The following is a 16,339-nucleotide window of genomic DNA, read 5'->3' on the forward strand; positions in this document are numbered from 1 at the left end:
GCGTGGCCGTGGTGGGCCGGGGCGTCGTAGTGCTTGGCCTGCAGGCCGGGGAAGCGCGGGTCGGGCGCGGGGCTGTGGCAGCGCACGCACAGGGCGTTGCCGCTGGCGCGCAAGCTGCCGCCGTGGGGCTCGTGGCAGTCGGCGCAGGCCACGCCGGCCTGGTACATGCGGCTCTGGCGGAAGCCGCCGTACTCGAACACCTCGTCGAGCTGCTGCCCGTCCGGGTGGTAGAGGCCCGCGCGCAGGGTGTCGGGGATGAAGCTGTCGAAGAGCGGCTTGCCGGGGGCGGCTTCTTCCACGATGCGGGTGCGCCGGGCGTGGCAGGTGGCGCACTGGTCCACCTGGCCGTGGGCGCTGGCGAGGGCGCCATTGGGCGTCGGTATCGGCGTGGCGGTGGGCTTCTTCCCCGGCTGGCGGGCGCTGTCGGCGTGATCCTTGCCCGGCCCGTGGCAGGCCTGGCAGCCCACGTGGCCGATGGCCCAGGTGCTGCGGTAGCTGTCGGTGGTGTCGTCGTAGGCCTTGCGGTAGGCGGTGGTGTGGCACTCGCCGCACATCAGGTTCCAGTTTTGGAAGCGGCCGCTCCAGTGGAGCGGCGAGCCCGGCGGCTGGGCGCCTTCCGGGTGGAGCGAATACCAGCGTTTCCGTTGGGTGTCCCAGGCGACGGTGAAGGCCTGCAGGCGTCCGCCGGGCTGGGGGATCAGCACCTGCTGGAGCGGGCGCAGGCCGAAGGCGTGACTCACCGGAAAGTCCGCCGCCTTGCCGTCGGCACCGATGGTGTTGATGAAGAGGCGCGAATCCCGGCGGAAGAAGCGGGCGGTCTCGCCGGGGGCACTGAAGCGTGTGTCGTTGAAGTCGCCCTGCACCGTGGCCGGGGTGGCGGGCTGCATGGCCAGCGCGTGCTTGGAATCCTTCCAGGCGGCCGCCTGCCGGGGGTGGCAGGCGGCGCACTGGGTGTCGGCCACGTAGTGGGCGCGCGGCGCTCCTGGGGGCGTCGCCGCCCCCGCAAGGGAGGGGAGGGTGGCCAGGGCGGCGAGGATGCCCAGGAGGCCGCGCATTCGGAGGTGCTCAGTTGGTGGCGGGGGCCGCGCTGCGGGGCTTCATGTTCACCTCGATCTCCAGATCCTCGTAGTACTTGGCGCCGTTGCTGTAGCCGGGGCGGTTGGCGAGGTTGTCGATCTCGAGGGTGCCGGTCTCGGCCACGTAGCGCTTCCACTCGGCAAGCATTTCCTTCAGCTTCGCGGGCTGGCTGGCGGCGAGGTTGCGGCTCTCGGTGCGGTCGCGGGCGATGTTGTAGAGCTCCCAGTCGCCGGTGCCCCAGGGCTGGTTGGCATAGACGATCTTCCAGTCGCCCTTGCGCAGCGCCTTGCGGCCGCCGAGCTCCCAGCCCACCGCGTCGTCCTTGCCGCGCACCTGTTTGGCCTTGCCCTGCAGGTAGGGCAGCATCGACTTGCCGCGCAGGGGCAGCACTTCGCGGCCGTTGTACTCGGTACCCGGGTGCCTGGCGCCGGCGAGCTCAAAGATCGTCGGGGCGACGTCCATCACGTGGGCAAACTCGCGCTTCACGCTGCCGCCGTGGATGCCGGGGCCCCAGGCGATGGCCGGCACCGAGATGCCGCCTTCGTACATGAACGACTTGTAGAGCTTGAAGGGGCTCATGCCCACCTGGGCCCAGCCGGGGCCGTATTCGATGAAGGAGCCGGGCTTGCCGATGTTGGCGGTGCTGTTGTCCATGTCCTTGTGGATCCACTCGCGGGTGCGGCCCACGTCATACACCGAGTTGCCGTCGGCGCCGTTGTCGGACATGAAGAACACGAAGGTGTTGTCGAGCTCGCCGCGCTCCTTGAGGTAGGCGAGGACGCGGCCGATCTGGCGGTCCATGTTCTCGATCATCGCGGCGTAAACCGTCATCCGGCGGGCTTCGGATTCCTTCTGGGCCGGGGTCAGGCTGTCCCACTTCGGCCAGTTGGGGTGGCCTTCATACACCGGCGTGTCGGCGGCGATGAGGCCGAGCTTCTTCATGCGCTCGATGCGTTCCTTGCGGAGCTTGTCGTAGCCTTCCTTGTAGCGGCCTTCGTACCTGGCGATGTCGGCGTCCGGCGCGTGCAGCGGCCAGTGGGGCGCGGTGAAGGCGAGGTAGCCGAAGAAAGGCTTGCCGGAGCCTTCGCCGTTACGGATGTACTCGAGCAGCTTGTCGGTGAAGGCCTCGGACGAATAGAAGCCGTCGCGGGGGATGTCGATGGCCTTGCCGTTCTCGCGGTAGATGGCCTTGGGCGGCTTGGCCGGGTCCATCGCCACGATGCCGGTCTGGTCGCCCCAGTGGCTGGCGCCGCCCATCACCATCGCGTACGACTGCTCGAAACCCCGCGCCGCCGGGCTGAACTGCTCGGCCACGCCCAGGTGCCACTTGCCGGCCATGGCGGTGCGGTAGCCGGCGTCCTTCAGCACCTGGGCCATGGGCACCACGCGCTCGTTGAGGTTGCCCTCGTAGCCGGGCTTGCCCTTTTGTTCCGGCGTGATGAGCTCGGCCATGTCGCCAAAACCCACCAGGTGGTTGTCGCTGCCCGACATCAGCATCGCCCGGGTGGGCGAGCAGAAGGGCGAGGCGTAGAAGCTGGTCATCTTCACGCCGGTGCTGGCGAGCTGGTCGAGGTTGGGCGTGGCGATCTCGGCCCCGTAGGCGCCGAGGTCGGTGTAGCCCAGATCGTCGGCGACGATGAGCAGGATGTTGGGGCGCTTGGCGGGCTCGGCGGCGCTGGCGGTAAAGGCCAGCGGCAGGGCGAGGGCGGGCAGGCACAGCTTCGCGAGAAGCGGCGGAAGGGTTTTCATCGGGTATCTCCTGGCTGTTGTTTTGCCGGCGGGCTGATGGGGCTCGTCGGGTATCGCGATACTTGCACGGTATCTCGAGATTTGCAGTTCCAGGTGACGCCCGTTTCACTCAGTGGAACGTTTCTCCGTTTCGGCCTCGGCTGCCGCGGCGGCGATGGCGGCGGCGGTTTCCTGCAGGTCGGCCAGATGGTTGCGGACGATCTGCGCCTTCAGCCGGTACTTGCGCGGCCACACCAGGTTCATGGTGGCGAGCACTTTGCCGTCGTGCATGGCCGGCACGGCGATGGCGTCGATGCCGTCGTCGGACACGTTCATCTCCTTCTCGCCGTCGCCGCCGAAGAGCGGATCGCGGGAGGCGTAGCCGAGGCGCCGTGTCTCGTCGAGGATCGCCGGCAGCTCGCCGGCCAGCACCTGGCGGGCGCGCACCAGCAGCGGCGGGTTGGCGGCGGCGTCGGTCAGCACGGCGGCGCGCTCGGCGTCGCTGCAGAAAGCGAGATAGGCCCGCCCGGGCGCCGACAGGAACATTTCGACCCGGAAGCCGATGGCGTACACCGCCACGTTGAGGTGGCTCTGGCGGCGTGAGGTTTCGACGATCTCCATCCGGAAGTTGCGATGCACCAGCACGTCCGACGGCCAGATCACCTTGCGGCGCAGGGCCTCAAGGAAGGGCGCGGCAATCTCGCCGATGCGCAGCAGCTCGTCGTCGATGCCCGGCCGGAAGATCAGCGACACCCGCCGCCGGTAGCGCCCGTCGCCGATGGCGCGCCACGCGAAGCCGCCTTGCTCCAGCGTGTCGAGGATGCGCAGCAGGCTGGGTTTGGGGATGCCGGTGGCCCGGTGCAGCTCGGCCAGCGACTGGCCGCGGCGCTCCTCCAAGCTGCGCAGCACCTCCAGCCCGCGGGCCAGGGCGTCGATGGTCTTCATGCGCTGCGCCCGCGGGTGAGCAGGGCTTCCCGGGTGACGGGGTTGTCCAGCTGTTCCAGCCACCATTGGATGGCCTTGCCCGGCGCCTTGGACTTGCGCCACGCGTAGCTCAGCTGGAAGGCGCGGGTCTGGCGCTCGACCGGGCGCTCCACCAGCCGGCCGCTGTCGAGGAAGGGGCGGGCCATGCACTCGGGCAGAAAGCCGGCGCCCAGGCCGCGCAGCTGGGCGTCGAGCTTGGTGGGCAGATCGGGCACGGTGAATACGTCCTGGCCTTCGAGCAGCCCGTAGGTGACGCCGCCGCCGCGCTGGGTGGAATCGGCCACCGCCACGGCGCGATGGGCGCGCAGCGCCGCGTCGCTGATGGGCTCGGTCGACTGGGCGAGCGGGTGGTGGGGCGCCACCGCGAAGATGAAGCGCAGCTCGCCCATCGGGCGGGTGAGCAGATCCGGCGCCGGCGGGGCGGTGACGACCAGCCCGAGGGCCAGATCGGCCTGGCCGGAGGTGAGCGCCTCCAGCGTGCCGGAGAGCACTTCGTCGCGCAGGCGCAGGCGGGTGGGCGGCGCCATCGCCAGAAAGCGCGCGCACAGCTCCAGCAGCGTGCTGCGGTTGATCACCCCGTCCACCGCCACGGTGAACTGGGGCTCCCAGCCGGTGGCCACGCGACGCACCCGGTTGGCCACCGCGTCGATCTCACCCAGCAGCCGGCCGCCTTCGCGCAGCAGTTCGTGGCCGGCCTCGGTGAGCCGGGCCTGGCGCGAGCTGCGGTCGAACAGCAGCACATCCAGCGCGTCCTCGATCTGGCGCACCCGGTAGGTGAGGGCGCTGGGCACCATGCCCACCGTGCGGGCGGCGGCGGCAAAGCTGCCGGTGTCGGCGATGCGCTGGAGCAGGGCGAAGGCCTCGGGGGTGAGGACGTCCCGCGGGGTGGGTGGGTTTTGGGGCATGGGTGGCTTGATCGTTCAGATATTTTGAATGATGCCATCAAAGTCCCTGCACCGCGACGGCAGCGCGGGCCGCCACAATGGCCCCATCAACAGGAGGAAACGCCATGCTGACCATCCGCCGCTCCCACGACCGAGGCCACGCCCACCACGGCTGGCTGACCAGCCACCACTCTTTCAGCTTCGCCGGCTACTACGACCCGGCCTGGACGGGCTGGGGCAACCTGCTGGTCATCAACGAAGACCGCATCGCCCCCGGCACCGGCTTCGGCACCCACGGCCATCGGGACATGGAGATCATCAGCTACGTGCTCGAAGGCGAGCTGGCCCACAAGGACAGCATGGGCAACGGCACCGCGATCACCCCGGGCGAAGTCCAGCGCATGAGCGCCGGGCGCGGGGTGCGCCATAGCGAGTTCAACCACGCCGCCGACCGCCAGACCCACTTCCTGCAGATCTGGATCGAGCCGAGCCAGGCCGGCATCGACCCCGGCTACGAGCAGAAGCGCTTCGCCAACGCCGACAAGCGCGGCCAGTTGCGTCTGGTGGCCTCGCCCGACGGTGCCGACGGCTCGGTGACCATCCACGCCGACGCGCGCCTGTATGCCGGGCTGTTCGACGGCGCCGAGGCCGCCACGCTGGCCCTCGACCCGGCCCGCAAGGCCTACGTGCATCTGGTGCGTGGTCGGCTGACGGTGAATGGCGAGGCGCTCGCTGGCGGCGACGCCGCGCTGCTCTCCGGCGAGGCCAGCCTGGCCCTCACCGGCGGCGAGGATGCCGAAGTGCTGGTCTTCGACCTCGCCCCCTGATTTCCCATTGCACACCCCAACCCCAGAGAGAAGGAACCCCACCATGTCCAAGATCGTCGTCGTCTTCCACTCCGGCTACGGCCACACCCAGCGCCTCGCCGAGGCCGTCGCCAAGGGCGCGGGCGCTGATCTCGTCGCCATCGACGCCGAAGGCAGCCTGCCCGAAGCCGCGTGGGCAAGCCTCAACGCCGCCGACGCCATCATCATGGGCAGCCCGACCTACATGGGCACCGTGAGCTGGCAGTTCAAGAAGTTTGCCGACGCCTCCAGCAAGGCCTGGTTCACCCAGGCGTGGAAGGACAAGGTGTTCGCCGGCTTTACCAACAGCGCGTCGCTCAACGGCGACAAGCTGGCCACCCTGCACGCGCTGTTCACCCTGGCGATGCAGCACGGCGGCGTGTGGGTTGGCACCGGCATGCTGCCGGCCAACACCAAGGCTGCCCAGCGCGACGACATCAACGTGCTGGGCTCCTTCGCCGGCGCGATGGCCCAGACCCCGGCCGACGCCAGCCCCGACGAAATCCCGGCCGGCGATCTGGAAACCGCCCGCCTGTTTGGCCAGCGCGTGGCCGAGGTGACGGAGCGCTTCAAGCGCTGATCGCGCCGCAGCAACAAAAAAGCCGCCCCTGGCCATGCCAGCCGGGCGGCTTTTAATGTGTGCGGTGGCGCTTAGTGCAGGTCTTCCTTGTCCGGCGGAACCGGCAGTACGGGAATGCCTTCGTCGATGAGTTCGAGCAGGTCGCTGCGATTGGCCTTGCCGCGGATGGCGCGCTCCTCGGCGTCGCCCCGGTGGATGCGGCGGGCCTCTTCGGGGAAGCGCTCGCCCACGTCTTCCGACTGGCTGGCGGCGCTGCGCAGGGCTTCGACGAGCCGCGCGGCGATGGCGGCCGGATCGGGTTCGGGCAGCACCGGCGCGGAATGGGAGCTGGTCTGCACGTAGGGGGCCGACGGCAGCCGGCGCACTTCGTGGGAATTGCAGTGAGGGCAGTTGACGAGCCCGGCGGCCCGCTGCTGCTCGAAGGCGTCGCCCGAGGCGAACCATGCCTCGAAACGGTGCTCCTGGTCGCAGATGAGGTCGAGGACGATCACGGAAATTGCCTTCAGTAAGTGGTGCCCGGAACGGGACTTGAACCCGTAAGCCTTACGGCGGCGGATTTTAAGCCACAGCATGGAGTCCGCACCGGGGTAACGCCGGGCTTGGATACAGCTTGCTGTGGCAGGTTTTCCGTAGAGCCAATGCCTTGGATCATATGCCGGTGTGCGATGCAAACCGCCCCGGTTCTATTTCGCTTGGCTCCTAGCCGGCTCCTGGAATCGGGGGACTCTAGGAGCGCCAAATGGCAAAGATCAAGCTAACCAAAAGCGTTGTTGACGCGGCTCAGGCACAGACCTGCGACGTTGAACTCCGGGACACGATTGTTCCGGGCTTCTTGTGCAAGGTTACACCAACCGGCCGCAAAGTATTCATGCTTCAGTACCGGACGAACTCCGGCGTGCGTCGCAAGCCGGCGCTGGGCCAGTTCGGCGAGTTGACCGTCGAACAGGCGCGATCGTTGGCACAGGACTGGCTGGCCGAAGTCCGGCGCGGCGGCGACCCCGGCCACGACAAGGGCGAAGCCCGCAAAGCACCGACGGTCAAGGAACTGTGCGGCCGGTTCATGGAAGACCACTCCAAGCTGCACAACAAGCCGAGTACGCAGGACGGCTACCAGTACCAGATCGACAACTTCGTCATCCCAGCTTTCGGAACCAAGAAGGTCCACGAGGTTACCCGCCACGACATCACTGCGCTGATGAAACGCATGGAGAAGTCCCCCACGCAGGCCAACCGCGTGCTGTCGCTCGTCCGCAAGATGTTCAACCTGGCCGAACTGTGGGGCTACCGGCCCGACGGCTCCAATCCATGCCGCCACGTGCCCAAGTACCCGGAGAAAGGCTCGACCCGCCTCATCACCGACGAGCAGATGGTCAGCCTGTTCGCCTACTTGGACAAGGCCGAAGCCGAGGGGCTGGAGCATCCGATCTATCTGCTGGCCGTCCGGCTGCAATTCGAGTTCGCGGCCCGCATGTCGGAAATCCTGCTGTTGCAATGGGATTGGCTCGATTTGCCCAATGGCCGGGTTGTCTGGCCGGACAGCAAGACGGGTGATATGTCGAAGCCGTTGAGCGAGGAAGCCCGGCGGCTGCTGACGAACGCGCCTCGCTATGGCAAATCGCCCTACGTCTGCCCGGCCATCAACGATCACGACAAACCACTCGGCCCCCATTCCTACTACCAGGCGTGGCGCCGCATCCTTGATCGCGCCGGCGTGCCGAAGGTCGGCACCCATGGCATCCGCCACCGCTCAGCGACCGACATTGCCAACTCCGGTATCCCGGTCAAGGTCGGCATGGCGCTGACCGCGCACAAGACCGTGGCGATGTTCATGCGCTATGTCCACACCGAGGACGACCCGGTGCGCAGGGCAGCCGAGTTGGTGGCAAGCCGGCGGAAGTCTGTCGTCGGCACGCGCCAAGAACCGAAAGAGGTGGCCACATGATCAGTGGCCAGCGCCCCGCCATGTCGGCCCCGATTGTCGTGTCGCCATCACGCCAATCGGCTCGACAGCCCTCCCCGCCCATGCAACGCGCCGGAGGCTGGAAAAGTATGCCCGTTTCGGGTATAGTTCGGAGGTCAAGATGACGCGCATCCTCAAGCGAAAGGATTTTGCGCGGTGGCAGGCGGGCGAGAAACTGCCCGATGCCGCCTTGTGCAAAGCGGTTCAGGAGATGGAAAGCGGTCTGATTGACGCGGACTTGGGCGGCTTCCTCTACAAGAAGCGGGTTGCCCGCCCCGGCGGCGGTAAGAGCGGCGGCTACCGCACGCTGCTGTCGGCCCGGATCGGTAGCCGCTACGTGTTCCTGCATGGGTTCCCCAAGAGCGACAAGGCGAACATCACGCAGGAAGAGAAGAAGGCGCTGCAATTCGCCGGCAAGGTGTTCCTAGAACTGTCCGCCGAGGCTTTGTCGAAGGCGCTGCAGTCGGGCGTGTTATTGGAGGTGCATTGTGAGCAAGATCATTGAATCCCTGCGTGGCGACCTGGCTGCGCTCCACGAAGCGGGAGCGATCAGCAAGGTGACGATGCGCGAGTTCGACGCGATCTGCCCGCCGCCGGTGCGGGAGTTCAGCGCTGCCGACATCAAACGCCTGCGCGAAGCCTTGAAGTTCAGCCAGCCGGTGTTCGCTCTTCATTTGCACACGTCGGCCTCGACCGTGCGCAAGTGGGAGCAAGGCGACACTCATCCCACCGGGCCGGCCCTCAAGCTGCTCAACGTCATCGCCGACAAGGGCCTGCAGGCCATCATCTGATGCCTGACGAGGGAGACAGGCATTGGCGACACGAATTGACCCTTTCAGCTCACAGCATCTTGAAGCCGCGTGCCGCGTGCTCGCCGATACCGAGCGCGGCCTGAGCGGCACGCAGATCGAACGCCTGCTGCAAGAAATCGAGATTGCCGACACGTCCCCCGGCATGACCAAGTGGAAGCGGTTGTTCAATGCGCTGGCCGGCGCACAGAACCAGCATCAGATCGGCAACCATCTCATCATGTTCATCAACCGCGCGATGAACCCGGTGAACTATGCCCGCGATCCTGCGACGTTCGCCTGGCGGCGCGATGAACTCAATGTCGTCCTTGCCTTCTCCGGCTTCTACGTGCGCGACGATGGCAAGGTCGGGCACGCCGACAAGGCCACGACGCTCGATGCTGCGCGCGCCCGTGCGGGACGACTCAAGGCAACCCTGGAAAGTCGCGTCGTGCACGCGGAAGTGCTGAATTACTGCCGCGCCGAACTGCTGGACGAAAACTACTTCCATGCCGTGTTCGAGGCGACGAAAGGCGTTGCGGAGCGGATTCGCCTACTGTCGGGCTTGAACGGCGATGGCGCTGACCTAGTGAACAAGGCATTCGCGGGCCAGCAGCCCGTTCTCGCCTTGGGACCACTCACTACGGAGTCCGAGAAGAGCGAGCAGAAAGGCTTTGCCAACCTGCTGATCGGCTTGTTCGGCGCCGTGCGCAATCCGCTGGCCCATGCACCGAAGACGAATTGGCCCATGTCCGAACAGGACGCACTGGACATCCTGACGCTGGTATCACTGATCCATCGCAAGCTGGATGGCACCACAAAAGTAGTTGCCGTATCGCCATATGGGAAAGACAAGAATGGATGAGGCGATCGTAGTCTTCTCTCGAAAAGGAATTTTCCAGACCACGATCGCCGCGCGCGACGTTCGCAGCCGGGAACATGCGCGCAAGCTGTGGCCCCTAGTGTCTCCCGGCGCATCGCGGCAGATGGTGACATGGGTCAGCCCTTCCTTTGAGAACGGGAAGTTGCGCCGACGTTCCCATTTCCGGGTGCTTCCTGCCCAGCACACCTTCAACCCCAAAGCGCACTTCGACGATGAAGAAGCCAGCCGGTGGCGCACCGTGCAGGAAAGTCCCGAACACCGGCAAGCGAAAGAGCTTGTCGCGGCTGAACTCTCCCGACGCTTGAATGCCGGGCTTGCGATGCCGTGGGCGTTTAAGGATATAGATGCGTCGGACTATTCGCTGGAAGGCAATTTGTTGCTCGGCGCCGACCGTGTGGCAACCGAGCATCCCCTGGAGACGCCATTCGGCAGCAGATTTCGGCTCGACGTTGCTGTGCTCGGGCCGCCGGTCCAGGCCGAGCCGATGGTGCTGGGCGGCGTTGAAATCGAACTCGGCCACGCCTTTGATGGACGCAAGGCGCTGATCGGGAAGTCGCTCGGGTTCCCGCTGATCTCCATCGACATCACCGAGATGACGCTGGCCGAACTCACGCCGGAATGGGCACAGCAGGTATTGACCGCGACCACGCGGAGCCACGAACAAGGGCGCAGGCAGACCTACATCTATCTCCACGACCTGCTGTACCCCCTCTATGCGCAATTGCCAACGTTTCTTGACGACGAGCAGCGCCATCAGTTTCTTGTGTTTGCCAACGATGAGACCCTGAACAAGCTGGTTCGCTGGATGAACCTGCTCGCCGAGAAACTGGAATACCCGAAGGGTACGGTCGCCGTTGCCTTGGTCAACGGCAAGAATGAGCAGTCGCGCAAGATGCTGGAACGCGCGGGACAAGTCGTTGGCCCCGACTGGAGTGAATTCAACGACCAGCGGTGCCTACGGCTGACCTTGCCGCGCCCCAAAGGCCCGGCCGATCTCCAAGCCCATCGCTTCCACATGACGATGGCGCGCATCCTGCTATCGCACACCGATGCGCTCGTTGGCTACAAATACTGCAACGGCGTGGACAACAACCACCCCGAAGAAGACGTGTGGGTGGCGCATCGCTGGATTGCGGACCTGAAAACCCATACCCAGCACCGCGTATTGCCGAAGCGGCTGGCCGAACCGATCAACAGGTTGATCGCAGTAGTTTCGGACCTGCATCGCAATCACGCCGTAGCTGGCCAAGAGGCATGACCATCCCATGCCGGAAATCATCCTGCGCGCAGACACCCCCGGAGCTAAGGGTCAGCTTTTTGCTTCGAGAGCTTCAGAAAACATCACCCTGTCGATCCCCCAGTAGTCGAGCAAGCAGAAAAGCGTACTACGAAGCTCGATGCTTGCTGCACCATGAGAGGCAAATTCCCTTGCCATGGCCAGTTGCTCGAATTCCTTGGCGACAGTGAATAGCGTCCGGGCGACATCGTTTTTTGAGAAGAAGTCCCCCAAGATCGAAGTGTTCAGTTGGGCCAATTGTTTCTCAACGCTTGTTCTCACCTGCCGAGAAATAGCTGGCCCATCGTTCGCATGTTCTTCGACCAGCCCCATTGCGACATTTAATACCTTCTTCAAGCCCGAACTACCCCTGGAACCATACGTGAACCCATCTTTAATCAGCGCACTACGCTCTGACTGCTCGTGGAACGAAAGCTCCTTCATGCAGTAATCAACCGCAATGGCAATGAACGAGCAAACGAGGTAAAGACACCTGAGAGCTGTTTCGCGCTGGGTTCCCTTGGTGATGGATTGCTCGGCAAAGAATCTCCCCTGACCAAGCCATTCGTTACAACTATCGAACGAAAGCGATTTGGCCAGTAGGCTCTTGGAAAGAACTATTCGTCCTCGCCAGTCACCATCCAGCTTACTCAGGGAGTATTCATTTATCCTGGCAAAAAACTCTTCGTCCGAAAGTCTCGTCGCATTTGGGTCATCCGCATGGGCAAGCTTTCCGAGAAAGCTGCCATCGAGAACGAGTACACCAAGATCTCGGCCAAAATCTTTGACTTCTTGACGCTTCTCCGTCGTCGCAACGATTGCGTTTGTCGCTTTCGTGGCGATCCGCAATCCTTGCACCCAGAAGATGCGTTCTATGGCCTGGGGGGTCTTCTTGTTCTTGGCATCAACCAAGGCAACTTCGCGCGATACGGAAGACGTTCGGCTGTAGAGCCACAGATCAATATCAGTGACATCAAAACCCTCGTACACAAACGGGACGCCACGAACAACGTAATACCCGGCCTTAAGGAAATAGCTGCGTAGCAGCTCTTCCATCTTCGGCCCCTTGGACAAGGCTTGTTGACTCTTGCTCACAGCCCACCTCCTGTCCGGAGGATGGAGAGCATATCGTTCGTTGCTTTCGGACTCATCTTTGTTTGTGTCCTCCGAACCTTCTCACGATTGTGCTCAGGGCCGTTGAATGTGGTAACTGCCGCGGTTGGTAGAGCGTTCAGAGAATGCTCGCTGACATCCCCTTGTCGAATCGCTTGGAGAGCCAGTTCGCCAACTTCTGTCTTCAGAAGGCGAAGCATCGGGCCGGTCCGCCCCTTCTTGGTCCCTTGTTTTACTTCGACCACTCCCTTCAATTCGAGCACTTTGTAATCTTCAGCGATTGCCCGAACCGGACCAACGCTTTCGCCCCGCACCAAAGCACCCAACAAAGCATCGACCATCTGAATTTGCCCGCGCTCGTAGTAGCTCTTTGTCATACCGTAGGTGACGGAGCTGACAAAGGCTTTCGCAAGGTCGAAGGCGTCATCAACCATCGAATTGCTGTACTTGGAGAACGCCGACGGCAAGGTAAGGAAACCAACATCTTCTGTTGAGTTACTGACGACACTGATGTCGAATAGGCCGATCGCCGTCACCTTCTGAAAGAGAGCCTCACCCAGAAACTGCTTTGCTTGGTCGGTACTAACACATGCTCGCTTCCGCAATGTTTCGGTAAGCTCATTGAGCTTCGCCTGCTCTGCCGCGCTCAACGAATCCAGGACGGCCTTGATCTTTTGAGTGGTATCGCGTCGAAATAGGTTGCCGTTGAATAAAAGCGTCTGGTTACCACCCAGTTTCTCAGCGTCGACAAAACCTATCTGCTCTGCCTCTGAGAATAGCTGGCCTAGATCGGCGGCAGCCAGCTTGTACGTATCGGCCAGATCACTGGCGACATCGTTTGCGAGAATCGGCGCCACTGAGGCGCGCTCTGCAAGCGCGATTGAAGCGACCTCGTTAGCACCGGGTGTGAGCGAATCGAAGAGGTCAGAGGTGTGCTGCAGCGCCGTGGCCGTTGTCACGCCAAGCACGGCAACTCCGCCTGATGATTTGTCGATGAGCTTCTGCTGCTGCAACACTTCAATAAGCTTTGGAAGCTCAAATGTTGCATTGATGTTGGCTGCCTTCGCCAAAACGGCCAGCCTGTCATTATTGACAGTCGTGTCCTTATTGGCGGAAATGGCTGACAGCAGTATTCCGGCCTTTCCCGCCAGGTAGGTTTTCTCATACCCGGATTGGTTGGTGACCCCTTGCAGCTTATTGGTGTGATGGATCAACCACGATCCCTTGGTCTTCTTATCCATTTTTCTCCCTTAAGGGCAGCGATGAGCCGCCACGCCTAGATACCAGTTTCTACCAATCTATTTACCCAAACCTTATGCCAAACAATCCACCGTCTTCGGTGGCATCTGTCAGGCGCTTAGGCAGCACAAAGTCGTTAAGATCGAAGCCATCGATGGTTTCCTTGAAGGCATCGTCTTCGTTCATCGTCACGATGTACTGAAAACCAAGCTCCTGCGCGATCTCCGAACCAAGACGCAAGGCGCTGATGACCTGGCGCCCGTCAACGCCATCGAACAGATGGCTGTCGTGGATCAGGAATCCCGGCCCCATCCGCCGCTTGGCGCACAAGCGCATCAGCATCATGTCGAAGCAGAAGATCTGCATGTTCTTGATGCCCTTGCTGCGTTCGCCCTGCATCGGAAACTTGAATATCGGTCCGTTGCTGGTTTCATCGACCGTCATGCTGCCGGCCGATTCATACAAACGTTGCGAGGTTTCCTCAAAGGCGACGATGGCTTCGGCCAGTCGGTCCTTTTGCTCGGCGAAGTCACGCCGCAGGCGGATCGTGAGCCGATTGCGCTCGATCTCCAACTCGTTCTTAGTGCCTTCAAGCTGCTCGGCAGCCTCGAAGCGTTGCCGCAGCGATTCCACTTCGGATTCCAGCCGTCCCAGTTCTCCTTGCAGTTTGAGAAACTGTTCGAGCGCACCATGGCTCCTGAGAATGCCCAAGATTTCGCCGCGCCGCTGGTCGAGCTGCGCCTTCTTGCTATCGCGCAGCTCGATACGAAGCTTGGCAGCTTCGAGTTCGCTGGACAGATAGTCCTTGCGATTGCGCACCACCGATTCGTGAAAGCTCTTCACGTCCTCATAGCGACGCTTGACCAGGCCAGGAAGCACGATGCCTGCCTCCTGATAGACGGCCTGGAGGTCTTCATGGTCCGGAGGAACCTCTGAGGCGAGCGCGCTTTCCAGATCGCGAATGGCGGCAAAATCGATGGTGTTGGCGTTGGCCAACTCGTTGAGCTGGCGGGTCAACGTGGCGCTTTCGACCTCCAGTTCCCGGTATTCCGGCAAGACCTGGAAAGTCTCAACTTCCGCGTGAAGCTTCTTGAGACGAGCTTCCTGGATGGTCAGCTCCGTGCGCAAGTCAGCGGCCTTGCCAATGATGGAGCCAAACGCACCGTTCCCGGCCGCCTTCTTCAGCTCTTCGAGGGTCTTTTCCCGATCGCGCACAGCTTGCCAATCCCGGGCAATCTGCCAGTCCAATCCAAGCAGGAACATCAGCGCCATCTGCATGTCGCCGGTTCCCTGCATCGTGGCCTGCTTTTCCGGCGTCATGAAGGCGCCGCTCGCCTGTCGGCGTACAAAGTAGGCAAACAGCGACCGGAACGAAGGCGGCTTGCTGCCGGCAGCTTCAAGGCTGCTCAGACCAAACATTTGTTCGCCGAGGAACGTGCACCACTCGGTGGCCGAAAACTTGACCTTCGCTGCAGGCAGAGCCGTCACGAAGATTTTGGCTTTGGAACCACCACTGCGCTCGACGACCGTGCGTTCTGACTTCAGATCGAAGTCCATGCCGAAGGTGTGTTCGGCCAACTCCGGGGTACGGAAAATCGAATCCGGACCGGCGTCGGCACCCAGCAGAAAATGCACCAGCTCAACGAAACTGGTTTTGCCGGCACGATTGCGCGTTTGCTTGCTGGTCGCACCCTCGGTTTTCTGGGCAAGCAGCACATTCAGGCCGGGTTTCAGATCGCCAAGGTTCTTGAAACTGGGCAGCGTGCTGAAAATATGATGAATCACGCTGTCCTCCGTGTCACAAGGCCGCTTTCGAGTTCGATGGTTCCAAGGGCGTACAAGAGGTCGAGGGAGAGCAGGAACCAGTCGTAGGTGATTCTCCGGGGCATTGCGGCCAGACCTGCGTCATGCTTGTTCAATTCCTCCCACAGCGCTGAGACAGTCTTCGGGCGGGCGAGAAAGGTCAACACATGCGCGCCGACGGTCAGCAGCGCGCGATCTTGTGGGAGATGCTTAGACGGCAGGATCATGCCGCCCCCACCGCTTGAGCATCTTCAAAAATCTCGCACTTGTCGAACAGGTACGCCATGACTGCCAACACGGCCGCCTTGTGCGTGGGCGTGGTGTTCGCAGTGCCCCCGGCCCATGCTTCGAGGCGGCCGAATATTTCATCAGGATGGAGCTGGGGAGCTCCGTCCCGCAGCCCTACGTATTCACTCTTGAATGCCTGCGCGATTTGTTCGCCGTAGGTAGGGTTCTTCCAGTTATTGAAGAACTGTGCAACGAGTGGCGATTTCTGCATGCCGATCTTAAGGAAATCGGCGACAGCCTGAGACAGAAGGTTTGCCTCAATCTTCCCGCGCGACACGTCTTTCACGTCGCTCGTCGTAGGTACCGGCGTGATGCTGATGTGGGTTAGTACAGCGATCAGGTCGCTGTAGCCCAGATTGACGTTCGCTTCCATCGTCAGCGAAGGGCCAAACCAGGATTCCAGATCGTGAAGGCTCAACTGGCGGAACTTCGCCAGCATTTCCTCATACCCACAGTGGCCGATCTTGATTTTTGGATTGTCTTGCCTGAGTTTGGCCAGGGCTTCGATGATGTGGGGACCAAGACGCCCATCAGGAGCGTTGTGGACGAAGGTCCACTCATCGAAATATTTTTCCCAGTGCTCCTTGGCCCCCTCGAAATCCTCGTTGATTTTCTTGATGGCGTCGGCGGCGCTCAACTCATTGGGGGCGTAGCTCTGGAACAGGATTCGTGCGGAAGGTAGATATCCGTCGTTCTTCCGGTCTCCAACATTGCCCCAGGGCCGGCAAGCCATGAAATCGTTGGGGTGTGCCTTCGACATCAGCTTCTCAAACAGGCGTTGAAACCCGTCCCCCTTGGATTCCAAGAAGGCAATGCGGAAGTCCTTTTCGTAGTTGAGCTGCTGTATGCGATCCATGGGTTCAGGCCCGTGACTTAGTGTTCTTGGAATTC

17 protein-coding genes are annotated in these 16,339 nt (G+C 62.6%); 7 read left to right on the plus strand and 10 right to left on the minus strand.

Features of this window, described 5'->3' with window-relative positions; all coding sequences use genetic code 11:
- The 4 genes from QQK25_RS08335 to QQK25_RS08350 form a co-directional block, all read right to left on the minus strand.
- Nucleotides 1-1,055 (minus strand): multiheme c-type cytochrome (locus tag QQK25_RS08335; RefSeq protein WP_284187526.1); only part of this gene is annotated, 1,055 nt, incomplete at its 3' end.
- A gap of 10 nt (nucleotides 1,056-1,065) precedes the next feature.
- Nucleotides 1,066-2,826, minus strand: coding sequence for an arylsulfatase (locus tag QQK25_RS08340; protein WP_284187527.1), 1,761 nt, complete (start codon nucleotides 2,824-2,826; stop codon nucleotides 1,066-1,068).
- A 105-nt stretch (nucleotides 2,827-2,931) separates the two neighbouring features.
- A complete protein-coding gene (locus QQK25_RS08345; protein ID WP_284187528.1) occupies nucleotides 2,932-3,750 on the minus strand; it encodes a helix-turn-helix domain-containing protein in 819 nt (272 codons plus the stop codon).
- Nucleotides 3,747-4,694, minus strand: coding sequence for a LysR family transcriptional regulator (locus QQK25_RS08350; protein WP_284187529.1), 948 nt, complete (start codon nucleotides 4,692-4,694; stop codon nucleotides 3,747-3,749). The genes QQK25_RS08345 and QQK25_RS08350 overlap by 4 nt, the downstream gene beginning before the upstream one ends.
- 104 nt (nucleotides 4,695-4,798) lie before the next feature.
- Between QQK25_RS08350 and QQK25_RS08355 the strand changes: the two genes are divergently transcribed.
- Complete coding sequence (locus QQK25_RS08355; protein ID WP_284187530.1) at nucleotides 4,799-5,500, plus strand: pirin family protein; 702 nt, start codon at nucleotides 4,799-4,801, stop codon at nucleotides 5,498-5,500.
- A 43-nt stretch (nucleotides 5,501-5,543) separates the two neighbouring features.
- Nucleotides 5,544-6,098 carry a flavodoxin family protein gene (locus QQK25_RS08360; RefSeq protein WP_284187531.1) on the plus strand — a complete coding sequence of 185 codons (555 nt, stop codon included), beginning with the start codon at nucleotides 5,544-5,546 and terminating at the stop codon, nucleotides 6,096-6,098.
- Nucleotides 6,099-6,169: 71 nt separating this feature from the next.
- Here the strand turns inward: QQK25_RS08360 and QQK25_RS08365 are convergent, their stop codons facing one another.
- Nucleotides 6,170-6,589, minus strand: a complete 420-nt coding sequence (locus tag QQK25_RS08365) for a DUF1178 family protein (protein ID WP_284187532.1) — start codon at nucleotides 6,587-6,589, stop codon at nucleotides 6,170-6,172.
- Nucleotides 6,590-6,837: 248 nt separating this feature from the next.
- Between QQK25_RS08365 and QQK25_RS08370 the strand changes: the two genes are divergently transcribed.
- The 5 genes from QQK25_RS08370 (at nucleotide 6,838) to QQK25_RS08390 (ending at nucleotide 10,987) form a co-directional block, all read left to right on the plus strand.
- Nucleotides 6,838-8,040, plus strand: coding sequence for a tyrosine-type recombinase/integrase (locus QQK25_RS08370; RefSeq protein WP_205230697.1), 1,203 nt, complete (start codon nucleotides 6,838-6,840; stop codon nucleotides 8,038-8,040).
- Between the two features lie 139 nt (nucleotides 8,041-8,179).
- On the plus strand, nucleotides 8,180-8,563 hold the full coding sequence (locus QQK25_RS08375) for a type II toxin-antitoxin system RelE/ParE family toxin (protein ID WP_284187533.1): 384 nt from the start codon (nucleotides 8,180-8,182) through the stop codon (nucleotides 8,561-8,563).
- A complete protein-coding gene (locus QQK25_RS08380) occupies nucleotides 8,547-8,849 on the plus strand; it encodes a helix-turn-helix domain-containing protein (protein WP_137819144.1) in 303 nt (100 codons plus the stop codon). Before QQK25_RS08375 ends, QQK25_RS08380 begins: the two co-directional genes overlap by 17 nt.
- Nucleotides 8,850-8,925: 76 nt before the next feature.
- Nucleotides 8,926-9,711, plus strand: a complete 786-nt coding sequence (locus tag QQK25_RS08385; protein ID WP_240190311.1) for a TIGR02391 family protein — start codon at nucleotides 8,926-8,928, stop codon at nucleotides 9,709-9,711.
- Nucleotides 9,704-10,987 (plus strand): hypothetical protein, encoded by a 1,284-nt coding sequence (locus tag QQK25_RS08390; protein ID WP_205230700.1) that lies wholly within the window; start codon nucleotides 9,704-9,706, stop codon nucleotides 10,985-10,987. The genes QQK25_RS08385 and QQK25_RS08390 overlap by 8 nt, the downstream gene beginning before the upstream one ends.
- Before the next feature lie 51 nt (nucleotides 10,988-11,038).
- Here the strand turns inward: QQK25_RS08390 and QQK25_RS08395 are convergent, their stop codons facing one another.
- The 5 genes from QQK25_RS08395 to QQK25_RS08415 form a co-directional block, all read right to left on the minus strand.
- Nucleotides 11,039-12,100: a hypothetical protein gene (locus tag QQK25_RS08395; protein ID WP_205230701.1), complete on the minus strand. Its 1,062-nt coding sequence runs from the start codon at nucleotides 12,098-12,100 to the stop codon at nucleotides 11,039-11,041.
- The gene (locus QQK25_RS08400) at nucleotides 12,097-13,359 is read right to left on the minus strand and encodes a hypothetical protein (RefSeq protein ID WP_205230702.1); all 1,263 of its coding nucleotides are present in this window, start codon (nucleotides 13,357-13,359) and stop codon (nucleotides 12,097-12,099) included. The genes QQK25_RS08395 and QQK25_RS08400 overlap by 4 nt, the downstream gene beginning before the upstream one ends.
- A 61-nt stretch (nucleotides 13,360-13,420) precedes the next feature.
- Nucleotides 13,421-15,142: an ABC-three component system protein gene (locus QQK25_RS08405; protein ID WP_205230703.1), complete on the minus strand. Its 1,722-nt coding sequence runs from the start codon at nucleotides 15,140-15,142 to the stop codon at nucleotides 13,421-13,423.
- Nucleotides 15,139-15,387 carry an ABC-three component system middle component 6 gene (locus QQK25_RS08410; protein ID WP_205230704.1) on the minus strand — a complete coding sequence of 83 codons (249 nt, stop codon included), beginning with the start codon at nucleotides 15,385-15,387 and terminating at the stop codon, nucleotides 15,139-15,141. Before QQK25_RS08410 ends, QQK25_RS08405 begins: the two co-directional genes overlap by 4 nt.
- On the minus strand, nucleotides 15,384-16,304 hold the full coding sequence (locus QQK25_RS08415) for an ABC-three component system protein (protein ID WP_205230705.1): 921 nt from the start codon (nucleotides 16,302-16,304) through the stop codon (nucleotides 15,384-15,386). Before QQK25_RS08415 ends, QQK25_RS08410 begins: the two co-directional genes overlap by 4 nt.
- Nucleotides 16,305-16,339: the final 35 nt, after the last annotated feature.

Source organism: Zoogloea oryzae, assembly GCF_030161255.1.
GTDB classification, from domain to species: Bacteria; Pseudomonadota; Gammaproteobacteria; order Burkholderiales; family Rhodocyclaceae; genus Zoogloea; species Zoogloea oryzae.

Excerpts from the sequence above, each read along its gene's own strand:
- QQK25_RS08400 (WP_205230702.1), bottom strand. The coding sequence starts at position 13,359 with ATGGATAAGAAGACCAAGGGATCGTGGTTGATCCATCACACCAATAAG.
- QQK25_RS08360 (WP_284187531.1), top strand. The coding sequence starts at position 5,544 with ATGTCCAAGATCGTCGTCGTCTTCCACTCCGGCTACGGCCACACCCAG.
- QQK25_RS08390 (WP_205230700.1), top strand. The coding sequence starts at position 9,704 with ATGGATGAGGCGATCGTAGTCTTCTCTCGAAAAGGAATTTTCCAGACC.
- QQK25_RS08370 (WP_205230697.1), top strand. The coding sequence starts at position 6,838 with ATGGCAAAGATCAAGCTAACCAAAAGCGTTGTTGACGCGGCTCAGGCA.
- QQK25_RS08345 (WP_284187528.1), bottom strand. The coding sequence starts at position 3,750 with ATGAAGACCATCGACGCCCTGGCCCGCGGGCTGGAGGTGCTGCGCAGC.
- QQK25_RS08415 (WP_205230705.1), bottom strand. The coding sequence starts at position 16,304 with ATGGATCGCATACAGCAGCTCAACTACGAAAAGGACTTCCGCATTGCC.
- QQK25_RS08410 (WP_205230704.1), bottom strand. The coding sequence starts at position 15,387 with ATGATCCTGCCGTCTAAGCATCTCCCACAAGATCGCGCGCTGCTGACC.
- QQK25_RS08350 (WP_284187529.1), bottom strand. The coding sequence starts at position 4,694 with ATGCCCCAAAACCCACCCACCCCGCGGGACGTCCTCACCCCCGAGGCC.
- QQK25_RS08340 (WP_284187527.1), bottom strand. The coding sequence starts at position 2,826 with ATGAAAACCCTTCCGCCGCTTCTCGCGAAGCTGTGCCTGCCCGCCCTC.
- QQK25_RS08375 (WP_284187533.1), top strand. The coding sequence starts at position 8,180 with ATGACGCGCATCCTCAAGCGAAAGGATTTTGCGCGGTGGCAGGCGGGC.
- QQK25_RS08355 (WP_284187530.1), top strand. The coding sequence starts at position 4,799 with ATGCTGACCATCCGCCGCTCCCACGACCGAGGCCACGCCCACCACGGC.